Annotated in this window: 11 protein-coding genes; 8 read left to right on the top strand and 3 right to left on the bottom strand. The window is 43.6% G+C overall.

Going from position 1 to position 12,774, the window contains the following annotated elements; genetic code table 11:
- Window positions 1–342 precede the first annotated feature (342 nt).
- Window positions 343–1,110, top strand: coding sequence for a hypothetical protein (locus ACBP55_RS12360; RefSeq protein WP_464651891.1), 768 nt, complete (start codon window positions 343–345; stop codon window positions 1,108–1,110).
- A gap of 341 nt (window positions 1,111–1,451) precedes the next feature.
- Window positions 1,452–2,714 (top strand): hypothetical protein, encoded by a 1,263-nt coding sequence (locus tag ACBP55_RS12365; protein WP_464651893.1) that lies wholly within the window; start codon window positions 1,452–1,454, stop codon window positions 2,712–2,714.
- Window positions 2,715–2,986: 272 nt separating this feature from the next.
- Here ACBP55_RS12365 and ACBP55_RS12370 read toward each other — a convergent pair whose 3' ends face one another.
- The gene (locus ACBP55_RS12370) at window positions 2,987–3,748 is read right to left on the bottom strand and encodes a metallophosphoesterase (protein WP_464651894.1); all 762 of its coding nucleotides are present in this window, start codon (window positions 3,746–3,748) and stop codon (window positions 2,987–2,989) included.
- Between the two features lie 783 nt (window positions 3,749–4,531).
- Between ACBP55_RS12370 and ACBP55_RS12375 the strand changes: the two genes are divergently transcribed.
- A complete protein-coding gene (locus tag ACBP55_RS12375; RefSeq protein WP_464651896.1) occupies window positions 4,532–6,571 on the top strand; it encodes a Na+/H+ antiporter in 2,040 nt (679 codons plus the stop codon).
- Between the two features lie 232 nt (window positions 6,572–6,803).
- Here the strand turns inward: ACBP55_RS12375 and ACBP55_RS12380 are convergent, their stop codons facing one another.
- Window positions 6,804–6,950 carry a hypothetical protein gene (locus ACBP55_RS12380; RefSeq protein ID WP_464651898.1) on the bottom strand — a complete coding sequence of 49 codons (147 nt, stop codon included), beginning with the start codon at window positions 6,948–6,950 and terminating at the stop codon, window positions 6,804–6,806.
- A gap of 677 nt (window positions 6,951–7,627) precedes the next feature.
- Between ACBP55_RS12380 and ACBP55_RS12385 the strand changes: the two genes are divergently transcribed.
- Window positions 7,628–7,972, top strand: a complete 345-nt coding sequence (locus ACBP55_RS12385; RefSeq protein ID WP_464651900.1) for a hypothetical protein — start codon at window positions 7,628–7,630, stop codon at window positions 7,970–7,972.
- Between the two features lie 70 nt (window positions 7,973–8,042).
- Here the strand turns inward: ACBP55_RS12385 and ACBP55_RS12390 are convergent, their stop codons facing one another.
- Entirely contained in the window at window positions 8,043–8,750 is a 708-nt protein-coding gene (locus ACBP55_RS12390; RefSeq protein ID WP_464651902.1) for a DNA alkylation repair protein, read from the bottom strand.
- 228 nt (window positions 8,751–8,978) lie between these two features.
- Between ACBP55_RS12390 and ACBP55_RS12395 the strand changes: the two genes are divergently transcribed.
- From ACBP55_RS12395 to ACBP55_RS12410, 4 genes are read left to right on the top strand one after another with little or no spacing between them, the layout of a single operon-like run.
- Window positions 8,979–9,809, top strand: a complete 831-nt coding sequence (locus tag ACBP55_RS12395; RefSeq protein WP_464651904.1) for a class I fructose-bisphosphate aldolase — start codon at window positions 8,979–8,981, stop codon at window positions 9,807–9,809.
- A 26-nt stretch (window positions 9,810–9,835) separates the two neighbouring features.
- Window positions 9,836–10,993: a Gfo/Idh/MocA family protein gene (locus ACBP55_RS12400; RefSeq protein WP_464651905.1), complete on the top strand. Its 1,158-nt coding sequence runs from the start codon at window positions 9,836–9,838 to the stop codon at window positions 10,991–10,993.
- Window positions 10,994–10,995: 2 nt separating this feature from the next.
- A complete protein-coding gene (locus tag ACBP55_RS12405) occupies window positions 10,996–12,201 on the top strand; it encodes a carbohydrate kinase family protein (protein WP_464651907.1) in 1,206 nt (401 codons plus the stop codon).
- 20 nt (window positions 12,202–12,221) lie between these two features.
- Window positions 12,222–12,770 carry a D-lyxose/D-mannose family sugar isomerase gene (locus ACBP55_RS12410; RefSeq protein ID WP_464651909.1) on the top strand — a complete coding sequence of 183 codons (549 nt, stop codon included), beginning with the start codon at window positions 12,222–12,224 and terminating at the stop codon, window positions 12,768–12,770.
- The last annotated feature ends 4 nt before the right edge of the window (window positions 12,771–12,774 follow it).

Below are 12,774 nucleotides of genomic sequence, written 5' to 3' on the forward strand. Positions count from 1 at the left end.
GCTGCCGGTGATAAATTCGGTGGCCTATTCAACTAAACGGGCAGTAGAACACAGTTGAAATAAATGGAATTTTGGGGGGGCTTCCCCATATAATTATTTCTATAAAAGAAAAATACCCGAAAAGAGGAATTAATCTGCTTGTTCGAAAACTACATAGTGCAATTTTGTCAGCTAGTTATTTATCTTTATGCATAACTATACTGACAAATAAAGAGGATTTTGTCCAAGATACATTTCAATTTATCTCAAATATGTGGATTATGATCACTGCTGACCGAACTGCGAAATCGAAGGCTGCCTCCTTGGTGAAAAATAGACTAATTATAGAAGGATGTATTATTTATGAGCAACCTACGAGTATTCAGGCTAGTTAGTTTATTTGTCATTTTGCTTATCGTTGCAGCAAGCTTAGTCTTACTTGATGCTTATGCGAGAGGTCAATTTAGCTCAAATGCAACGATATCTTCAGCACATTTCGAATTAAGCGGCATTGAGAAAGAAAAAGCAGAAGAAGTGCTTCAGCAACTGGAGAGCAACTATGACAGAATCGGAGTTGACTTAAAAATCCAGCCTGCAACGAAGATCCGAGTATATGTATACACGAACAGGTGGGCTTATGGCAGGGCTACAGGCAATTGGACTGCAGGCGGGAATCCTGAGGGCTCTGAAATCATTCACTTACTCTGGAATGGCAAAAACACTGGACAGAATGCAATTCACGAGTTTGCCCATACCGTAACATTGAGGCTCCTAATTGATCATGCGCCTCAACCATTGGATCCTGCCGAGTTCGATAAAAGGTTTGCAACCCTTCCGATCTGGCTATGGGAAGCGGTAGCACTATACGAAGCGAACCAAGCACACAATCCATTGTTATTTCAGTATATGAGTAACGGGAAATACCCCAGCCTTCAGGAGTTAAACCAGCGATCAAAAGGTGCAAAGATTTACGATGTAGGCTTCACCTTGGTGGAATTCATTGAATATAAGTGGGGTCACGATAGGCTAATTCAACTCCTATTAGAATATGGCGATCTTCAAAAAGTGCTAAATATAAGTGAAGATGAGTTCAGTAAGCAATGGAACGAGTTTATTCGTGACAAGTATTAGAAGTATGTGGTGGAGTCTGACATAGTGGCAATTACTTTCAGAAGGATCTCAGGCGTACGCTCATCACAGCCGAAGACCAATCCACAAATAATAATCTAGACTGAGAAAAAAAGTCATAGACTACCGATGCGTCATTACGCTAACAGAGAACGATAGCTCCATAATATTATTCTACCAAGGCTGCTGGTGATTCGATCAGCGGCCTATTCCGTTAACGGTTAATGGAGCAATTAATTGCTTACGATTATTTCCATTTCATGGGGTGCCCCTGCAACTTTCCTCTTTTTAAAGCGTTTAACAGGATGTCGGAGCATTTTTCCTAAAAAGGGGTATATATCCATATGAAATGTAAAACTATTACAGCGTTGGCTGCGATCATATGTACGACCATGGCTGTCATCCCGTCTCAGCTTACGAACGCGCAATCAAAAGAGCAGCCCGTCGGGGTGGTTGTCGGCAGCGTGCTGTCCACGGATATTCGCGCATTCGTCAATGGAGAGGCTATCCGCCCGTTGAACATCGGCGGCAATATGGCTATTATTTTGGAGGATCTGCGCAGTTACGGCTTTGATGTGTCGTGGGATCCGCCCCAACGGCAGGTCGCGATTTACCCCAACCCAGCGAAACCCATTCAATCGACGTACGCCCCAGATGGCGGGGGAAACAAAGCTGTAGGAAACAAAATCGCTGATGTACTGGCAACGGATATTCACACGTTCGCGCTTGGCAAGGAAATCCCCACATTCAACATCGGTGGCAAAACGGCGGTGTTTTTGCAGGATCTATCACCATTGCTTGGCAACCTGGAATGGAACGAGAAGACGCGGACAGCCTCGTTCATGGAAAGTAAAACCGCAGCACCCGACCCTCGAGCAGCGCAAAGTATTTTATATCCGCTGCAGGTGGAGCATTTATCGAGCAACGGATTTACCATTCAGTTTACGGATGACGGCATGTTTTTTGGGAATAAGCGGATGGGCTTCGGTCAGGACGGACGGGCGATGCTCTCGGTTAAACAAATGGCGGAGCTGCTTGGCTACAAGACGGAAAAACGGGGAGACGAACTTTACGTCCATAACAACACCGATGGCTTTCAAATCGGGACGGATCTCGAAACGGCGGAGCTGTACTGGTTCGGTGGCAAGGAGGACGAGACGAAGCTGACTTTTCCCGCAGTGGAGCACGAGGGGGAACTTTATGCATTCGAGTATGATTTGAAGGAGCTGTTCGGTTACACGGGCAACTGGGATTCGGACAAACGACAGCTGCAAGTCGATTATGCAAGATTCGATGTGAAGGATTTCGGGATCCCGGAGCACAAGAACAGCTACTGGTACTCGGTGAAGGGACTACTGTTCGCGCCTCTAACGATGGATATGCCGATACTGACTGTGATTTCCGAGAGGAACGGGAAAACATTCGGAGGGAGGTCTTCTATGTCGATTACGGAGCAGAAGACGGCAAGCGGCGCCCCAATATACGAGTTCACCTCAGAGACTCCCGTGGATTTGGGAGACAATAAAATCAAAGTCGAGTTCCGCGTGCACAAACGCATTGTGTTCAGCAAAACGTTCGTCCAAACTATAAAGTCTGAGCTGCAATGACTCAGATTGGGCTTGTACCGACTATTTTAATTCGGAAGAAGATATTTGTTACATAAAAAGAACAGAAGATATTCAACATTGGGAACAAGGTTTAAATCATTACGATGTTAGTAGAACGTTATTGACATTCTATTTCGTGCTTAGGTGTCGTCGCTAAACTAACGAGAAACGATAGCTCAATTACCTTCAAGTCAAGGGCTGCCGGGCAAACCGACAGCCTTTTCTCTTGCGATTATTCGCACAGGCTTACCCAATTTCATCAGTGTTTCAAGTTATAAATAGTGCATCGTTATCTCACTTCTGACTAAAAATCTTGCATTAATACCCGTCTGCCCAATTCCCTTAGATATGTAGTAAGCCCCATATTGATTTTTATGTAGACCCTTATATATCCCCATTCTAGGCAATTTTCCCGCGTCTTTAACTCTAAACAAAAATGGAATATTAAATTGTTTACCATGTAGATGTCCAGCCATTAAATAATCAAAGTGTTTGTTCAAATGTAGAACAATGTTAGGATCGTGAGTAATAACGACTTTCGTTTTAGTATGATCAACATTTTGAAAAGATGTTTCTATGTTGCTTTTGCCTGAATCAAAGTCATCAATTCCAATTAAATCAAATTGATCTATCTGTACCGATTCATTTCTTAATAGATGTAATCCATACTTCCTTAATAGATTGATTAAATCCATTACATTCTTTTGCTGGTAATCATGGTTTCCAAGGACACAATAAATCGGTACATTACATATAGTCATTGCTCTTAGATACTTTTCTAGCTTGGAGAGGCTTTTATGATATTTGGTAAAATCACCTGTAACAAATATAAGGTTTGGCTTTTCACCATTGATAATGGTCGCAATTTTTGTTGGACTTATTCTTAATCTTTCTACATGCAAATCACTAATCTGTAGGATTTTCAAATTTAAATCTAGAGGATATTTAATCCGCTCAATTTTCAACCATTGTGTAGGTAAGATAAAACTTATATATAACAAGAGTATTAGAATCACTATGTATAAATAAATCACTTAACCATTCTCCTCACATAGAAGATTCATTTTGTTGAAGTAATATTTATTCTAGATAAATCTGGAATATCCCTTCCCGATAATCTTTATTTACTCTTTTGGTCTCTCTAACCTACAGCTATCTTCTCAACGCTTTTGTACAATTAGTCAGGTTACTGAATTCAATGTTCCATTGCTTTTGTCCATGATAATGAAAAAAACACCTCAGAGAACTAAGGTGTTTAATCGCAGTTCATGATATTCTACTTTATCTTTTATTGTCTGAGTCATCTGTTCATCAATGCAACTCAAAAAGGAAGAATCAAATGAAAATTATCTCTGGGCAATAAATATTCTATCTAATCTTGCCCGTTATACCTATACTCAAAAAAACTATACAATACGTAGCAGGGAATGGAAAGTCACTTCATATTGGCGTAGAATCTGCCATTACTGATTTGACAAGAACACTATCTCATTCCCAACAGAGAGGTATCCGTGTAAGTATATTAGAACTAACCTATCTAAATTTAATTATTTTGTAGATAAGTTTAAAGCGTTATAATAATATTACTCAGTTGAGCTACACATTCACCAAAAATGCGGGATGAATTTTCAAATACTTGTCCAACACCTTCCCGAATAGAAGTCGGTCTATTGATCGGTTGTCGTTGTTGCATGGATGGGGAAGGATTCTTTTGGGAAATATTGAAATATTACTAAAGTACATCGTATTCTGATGGAAAAAAGTCCATAGTGATTTCTTAGAAATCTATTGAACTATTCGGGGAAGGAGATAACAGCTTGAACGTTTTTATTATTATTCTCATTCTATTGGTTCTGATCGGCGTATCGAATGTCGTGAACCGCTTCGTTCCGTTCATTCCCGTCCCTCTTATCCAGATTACATTAGGCGCCATACTGGTGGTCGTGCCTCTTGGCATTCACTTGCACCTGGAACCGGAATTGTTCTTCCTTTTATTTATTGCCCCGTTGTTGTATAACGATGGAAAACATACGCCGCGAGATGAGCTTTGGAAATTACGCGCTCCGATTCTACTTCTGTCGGTGGGTTTAGTTTTCATAACGGTGTGCGTCGTCGGATATGTCATTCACTGGTTGATTCCTTCGATCCCTCTTGCTGCCGCTTTCGGGTTAGCCGCCATCCTGTCTCCAACAGATGCCGTAGCAGTCAGCTCTTTGGCCGGGCGGATTCATTTGCCCAAAAGCTTGAAGCGGCTGTTAGAAGGAGAAGCCTTGATGAACGATGCATCGGGTCTCGTTGCCTTCAAGTTCGCCATAGCCGCGGCGGTCACCGGTGTTTTTTCTCTACCGAAGGCAAGTCTAAGCTTTCTCGTCATCTCCATTGGGGGCTTAGTGATCGGGGCTCTGGTCGCTTTTCTGATTATCGGCATTCGTCAGCTGCTGCGCCGAGCAGGACTAGAGGATGAGACGATGCACATGCTGCTGCAAATTTTGACGCCTTTTCTGCTCTATTTGATTGCCGAGGAACTTGGAGTATCAGGAATTTTGGCGGCTGTAGCAGGAGGGCTGGTTCATGCGATCGAGAATGAGCGTATGAAATTTACGATGCCGACTCTCCAAAATGTATCTAATGCAACATGGTCTGTCATTTTGTTTGTTTTAAATGGATTGGTTTTTGTCCTTCTAGGTCTGCAAATACCGGGCGTGTCCCGGACGATTCTAAGCGACCCGAATTTCGATAACTTCAAAGTCATCGGTTATGCCATTATCATTTTTGTTCTTTTGTTACTGCTGCGTTTTGTGTGGACTCTTCTGTTCTCTAGAGGAGGGCGTTGGTTTGGGAATAAGAATCAAGAGGTGCCCAGCTTGCGTATGTTGACGTTAACAGCTATTTCCGGTGTACGTGGAGCGGTGACGTTGGCCGGTGCGTTCTCCATTCCGCTTGTCCTTCAAAATGGCGCTCCCTTTCCTCAGAGAGATCTCATTATTTTTCTTGCGGCGACCGTTATTCTATTCTCGCTGTTGACGGCGAGTATCGTTCTGCCGCTTCTTGCAAAGAAGAAAAGCACAGCGGGTGATGCCGAGAGAGAACGTATGGAGCGCGAGTGGCAAATCGAGGTCATGGCTGCTGCTGTGCGGGCACTCCAGAAGACCAGCACTGAGAAGAACGAGGCCGCTGTAGACACGGTGCTTGGCGATTATAAACTCATGATGCAGCACCTTGGACAAAAGGATGGCAATTGGAAACGACTCCCACGTTTTCAGCAGGAAGAAGCAGGGATACGCCTGCTGGCGCTGGATATAGAGCGCAAATATGTGAACGAACGTTTGGATAACGGGCAAGTTAGCCCTGAACAGGCAAATTATTATTTAAACATGTTGGAGCAAGTAGAGCTCATTCTAGCCAATAAGCTGGATCTAGGCAAAGTCATCGTCAAGAACATCTGGCGACGCTTAAAAATGCTGATGACGTCCATCTCCCAGCCTCATCTGGTGACTAGTTACATCGAACCTGATATCACTGCGATTCGCACGCTGAAAATGCAATGCAGCCAAGCCGTCGTCGATGAATTCTCCAAACGCTGCGCCCTTCAAAGCGATGATGCAACCGAAGGCGTGCTGGACTATTACCAGCAAATGCTGGATAGGTTGCGCAGATTCACCTTGGGCTCGCGGCGCAAGGATGCGTCGTTCAACGATTGCCGACGCGAACTCCATTGGATTGCCATACAGGCGGAGCGCGATGCGGTGCAAGTGTTTTTCGAGCGGGGAGACATCACGCGTGATATGGCATCCTTGCTGCGGCGAATTATTCGCAACAGGGAAGCATCACTGTATGAACTTGAGGAGATTGGTTGATCATGAACGGTAAGAGAATGCCTGAGCAATCAGGCATTTTTTGTTTACATAATAGAAAGTATAAGTTTCGAGGTAGAGCTTAAGGGTATCCCCTTTCTAAGGTGGCCATTCAAAAACTTCTGCAATTGTGCAAAGTCGGCTGTCGATTCATTGTGGACAAACGCTAACGAACTCAGAAAACGTTATGAAGCCCAAAAGCGGGCTTTTGATAGTCTAACGAATCGAGAAAACGCTATTGCAGGAAAGACAGCCTCAAATCACGCTTTTTCGCTAACGTAACGAGGCTGCGATTCGTTAGCCATTCGAGTATGCGCATGATGAGGACAATTGCGTGTGCACGGTTCGTTAGCTCTGCGACAGCTTCCAAGCAATTAACCAATTAAGCTCCTAGCGGAAACTATAACTTCATAACAAAGATCAAACAGGCTTCCGGTGATAAACTCGGTAGCCTGTTGTGCTTACGGATAGGATAGTTTAATTATTAATGATATCACCATTCCAGTTTATAATAATTTATCCAATAATTGATAAGATTAAGCTGTTTGGGGAGGATTGGACATATGACTACGGTTCATCGTAGATTCCACCCCAAATAATTTGATTCCAATATCGATCTATTTGCCTCATTTACAAAACCTCCGATAAATTATTCTCTTAAAAACTTTTTTCAATACTCTGTAAGATTAAACCAAATAGGATTGCTGCAATAAGAACTGTAGAGATAATTGAGAGCAATTTAAAGAAGGTGACTTCATGATGGACCCATAGCACACATTAACAACTTGCTCATCCTTTAAACCGGCTAAAAACTGATTAGCTCTTGTTTTTTCATAATGATAAGGAACCGCGAAACTAAGATAAAGGCGTTCCAAGTCCCCTTTCAGTTTAATGAACATTACATCATTGAAATAACGAAAAACGATAGTTGAGGGGCTTGCTTCGCGGCAGCCCCCTCTTTTGTTTATTAAAGTAAATGGAAGAATAATACAACTTTCCAAACTTGGGAACGTAAAAACTAAAGGTGAATAGAGGTACATGAAGAAGGGGGGACATTACTTGCCCAAGAGAAAGATAGTCATTTGGTCTGGTTTGATCATTTTTTCGATTTTCTTGACAATACTTGCACTGGCAAAGGAGTACCCCTTCTCTATACCAAAGGCAATACTTTCCATAGAGACTGGTCATGCACGGTTAGTACCCCTTACATCAGATGCCAGTAAATTAATTGGGAGACGAGGGCCATCCGAACAACAAATTACTGCCTATCTAGCTGGGCGGGGCTGGTTGCATAAGGAAACACTTGGTGACCATATCATCTACGAAAAGGACAATGTTACTTTAAACGTCTATTCTCGTTTCCGAAGAGGTTACTGGTTGTACATTCTTGACAAAGCCCCATAAGTTGAAAGGAAATCTAATCGAATAGTAATGGCTTGGCTGTCCAAATCGTTTCTTGTGGCGAAGCCATAGTTTAACACCTTACATGTTTGCGTTTGAAACCAAGTTGCCCTCTATCTACTCCCTTTTGAATATTTTCGGCAGCATGTAGGAAACTGCTTTTTTTCTTGTCTCGTTTGACTTCTACTGGGCCTACTGCCATTGCGGTCTCGACCGCCTTATCATGGAGCGGCTTATAGGATACCCCCACTGTGTAAATAAAATTATTCATAGCGTATTTTGTTCTTTCGGGAGAATCGTGAATCGTATTTTTCACAATTTCAAGCATATTGGCAATTTTGCTTTCGGAAAATTCACTGTCCGGGCGATTACCCAAAAGCCAGCAGTAACAACTCCAGCCCGCTGACATTCTCAGTTCTTCGCCGCTTGCGATCCATTTATCGGCAACTTCTTGAGCAATTTCTGTTTCTGCCAAGGTTACTGCAACCACATAATCGGACAGCATGTAAAAATAAGCCGCATCCATCCAACGCTCAAAATCGGCTTCAGTCATTGCATTTGGGTCTGCAATTATGCCGGCAAAGTACATGGCGTCGTAGTTCCCTGTGGAGTAAAGCTGCTCAGCCAAAGGTTGATTTATTTTAATTTTCTTGAAGATGGGCTTCATATCGCCTGTAGCCACGCCAAAAAGCGGTTCGCGCGCGCCATTGGAGATGTAGATTTTCTTGGTTCGTTCCTTGCCGAGAGCTTCAAGCTCCTGCATAACCATATTTACATTCATTGTTTTACACTTCCTTCTAATTGGAGGTTTCCCTTAAGGTTTATGCTATCTATTAAGACTATATCAGATTTTGCAAGTATTTTTAATGGAACTTCCATCTGAGCAGGAAGCAGATTCAGGCGGAGATAGACTTTTCTCATAGACGGATGTTATAAATTAACATATAATTACGTTATAAAACAACTTTTAAAGTTATAAAATAACATCCATTTAAAGGAGTGAATTTAATTGTCGGTAAAACCTAGATTAAACCGAATGTTTAGCAAGCAAGGAAAATGCTTTGATGTGGCTGTTGATCATGGTTTTTTTAACGAGTTTGGGTTTCTAGCTGGAATTGAGAACATGAAGAATGCGATTGCGACGATTGTGGAAGCAGGTCCTGATTGCATTCAACTAAGCATTGGGCAGGCTGGGCATCTCCAGTCGATCCCTGGCAGCCAGAAGCCTGGACTCGTGCTTCGTACAGATGCAGCTAATATTTATGGAAGCGTTCTGCCGCATTTCTTGTTTAGCGAGCTTATCGATAAGGCGATTGAGCAAGCTGTTCGAATGGATGCTGTGGCGGTTTGTGTCAATCTGTTGTTGCTGCCTAATCAGCCTGAATTGCACTATCAATGTACTAAAAATGTTTCTATATTAAAAACTGAATGTGAAAAATACGGCATGCCTCTTATGGTAGAACCCTTGGTTATGCTGCCCAATGAAGCAAAGGGCGGTTATATGGTAGATGGCGATATTCATAAAATTTTGCCGCTAGTCCGCCAAGCTGTTGAATTGGGTGCAGATGTGATTAAAGCAGATCCTTGTGACCATGTAGAAGAATATCATCGCGTCATTGAAATTGCCTCCGGGATTCCCGTACTTGTGCGTGGCGGCGGAAGAGCCAGCGATGAGGAAATTATGACCCGTACCGTAGAATTGATGAATCAAGGCGCGTCAGGCATTGTCTATGGCCGCAATGTCATTCAGCATCCGAATCCAGCCGGCATGACCAAAGCCTTGATGTCCATTGTCCACCATGGTGCTTCCGCAGAGCAGGCCCTTGCTATTCTAACTTAATAACATCCCAAAGGAGATCAACAAAAATGTCGAAAAAAATCATACGCTTTGGTGTTATTGGCTGCGGTTTAATGGGAAAAGAGTTTGCAAGCGCGGCAGCCCGCTGGTGTCATCTTACAAATGTTGATTTTGAACCGAAGATTGTGGCTGTATGCGATGCGAATTCTGCTGCGACGCAGTGGTTTCAGGATAACATTGCGAGCGTGGAGGCAGCTTACACAGACTATAAGGAGCTTCTTGCTAATCCTTCTGTAGATGCCATTTATTGTGCGGTTCCACACAATCTACATGCGCAAATCTATATCGATATTATCGAGTCAGGCAAGCATTTGCTGGGAGAAAAGCCGTTTGGCATTGATCAGGAAGCGAACCGACTCATTTCAGAAGCTATTCTCAAACATCCTAACGTCATTGTTCGTTGCTCCTCTGAATTTCCATTTTATCCGGGAGCTCAACAAATCTTTCAATGGGTCCAGGAAAATAAATTCGGTACAATTATCGAAGTCGAAGCGGGCTTCTGGCATTCCAGCGATCTCGATCCGACTAAAGTGATTAACTGGAAGAGGCGAATCGCTACCAATGGCGAATATGGATGCATGGGGGATTTAGGCATGCATGTCCTGCACTTGCCCATGCGTTATGGCTGGAAACCAAAGTCCGTAAGGGCCTTATTGACCAAAGTCGTACCCGAACGACCAGATGGAAAAGGAAACATGGTTCCTTGCGAGACGTGGGACAATGCCATTCTTGCCTGTGATGTTGAAATGGAGGGCCAACAGTTTCCTATGATTCTATCCACCAAACGTATTGCCCCAGGCAATGCGAACACGTGGTTTATTCGGATAACAGGTACGGACTTCTCAGCCGAATTTACAACGAAAAATCCTAAACAGGTAGCTTCCTTACCTTATACACCGGGTGGCAATCAAGCATGGCATGTCGTGGATGCGCCATATAAATCAGCGTACGGCACAATTACAGGAGGTATCTTTGAGTTCGGCTTCTCGGATTCGATTCTTCAAATGTGGGCAGCTTTCTGTGATGAGCTGGCGCATGGTAAGGATACACAGCAGCCTTTCTACTGTGCTACTCCAGAGGAGGCAGCAGGAAGCCATAAGTTATTTACAGCAGCATTGGAATCGAATCGAACAGGACAAACGATTTCGATCGACTGGAGGGAATAGCTTTGAGTCAGAACGAAGCGGAAGTGATCATCGCTGGGCATATTTGCTTGGATATTATACCAACTATCTACGACAAACAATCTGGGATGGATGCTCTGCTGGTTCCGGGTAAGCTCGTTGATATTGGTCCCGCGGTAATTTCAACGGGAGGCGCAGTTTCCAATACGGGAATTGCGCTTCACCGTCTAGGCAGTCGAGTGAATTTAATGGGCAAAATTGGAAAAGATCAATTCGGTGAAGCCATTCTTACGGTCTTAAGACAGCATGGTTCGTCCTTAGTTGATGGTATGATCGTGTCTCCTAATGAGCACAGTTCTTACTCAATTGTGATTAGTCCTCCGCATATAGACCGGACATTCCTACATTCGACAGGAGCTAACGATACGTATTCGGCAGAAGATTTAAGTCCTGAACAGCTCAAAGGTGCGCGCTTGTTTCATTTTGGATATCCGCCTTTAATGCGCAGGATGTATGAGAATGACGGAAATGAATTGGCTTTATTGCTTAAAATGGTCAAGGATAGCGGGTTGACCGTATCGCTTGATTTGGCAAAGCCTGACCCAAAATCTGACGCGGGTAAGGCTAATTGGCGTGCTATATTTGCAAAAGTACTCCCGTATGTCGACGTGTTTTTGCCCAGTTTTGAGGAAATTCTTTATATGCTGCATCGTGAATATTACGATCAATTGCTGCAAGAGGCTCCGTCTGGAGATCTTTTACCTTTTGCGAGTGGAGCCCTCCTTTCTGAAATTTCGGAAGAATTGTTAGAAATGGGTGCTGCAATCGTTGGACTGAAGCTAGGAGAGCATGGCTTATATGTGCGAACAACCTCCGATCATACCCGTCTAATGGCTATGGGACTTTGCGCACCAGCTCAAGAACATCTCGGAAATTGGACGAATAGTGAGTTGATAACTTCTTGCTATAAGGTGGATGTTGTGGGAACTACGGGCGCTGGTGATTGCACGATTGCGGGATTTTTACTTGGACTGATGAGGGGCTTAACTTTGGAGGATTCACTCCATACCGCTGTCGGCGTCGGTGCATGTAATGTAGAACAAGCAGATGCGACAAGCGGCATTCCGGATGGATCCGAGGTGTGGCGTCGAATCAGCGGCGGTTGGGCAAAGCGTGAAATGAAGCTCCATTTGAATAATTGGAGCTTTAATGAGCATGGCTTATGGATCGGACCTCATCACAAATCCTAGGAGAAGGGCAAGGATAACCTATGAAACGAAGTGAAATAAGCAAAGCGCAAGAACGCGCAGCAGCTATGTTGAAGTCTAGCGGTATTGCATTAACGGAACAGGAAATAACGCATATTGAAGTGGCGGGTTTTGGGCTCGGAGAACTTGACATTCAGGGTTTGGAGTTAATTACTTACGTGAATACGGACCGCTACTGTGCGAAAGAATTAGTATTGTTCCCACGCCAAACGTGCCCAGAGCATTTGCACCCAACTATCGGTAGTGCACCCGGTAAAATGGAAACCTTTCGCTGCCGTTCAGGAAGCGTTTTCTTGTATGTAGAGGGAGAAGCTGCGACAAGCATCAAGTCGATTGTTCCTCCAGGCAGTGAGCCATATTACACCGTCTATCATGAGATAGAATTACTTCCAGGTGAACAATACACGATTGAGCCCGGAATTAAGCATTGGTTTCAAGCGGGTGATTTAGGTGCCATTGTCTCCGAATTTTCCAGCACAAGCCGTGATGAATTTGATATCTTTACAGATCCTCGAATCGTACGGATGCCCATCGTTACGGAAGATGAGTAAAAGG

It is taken from the genome of Paenibacillus sp. WG02 (assembly GCF_055396115.1).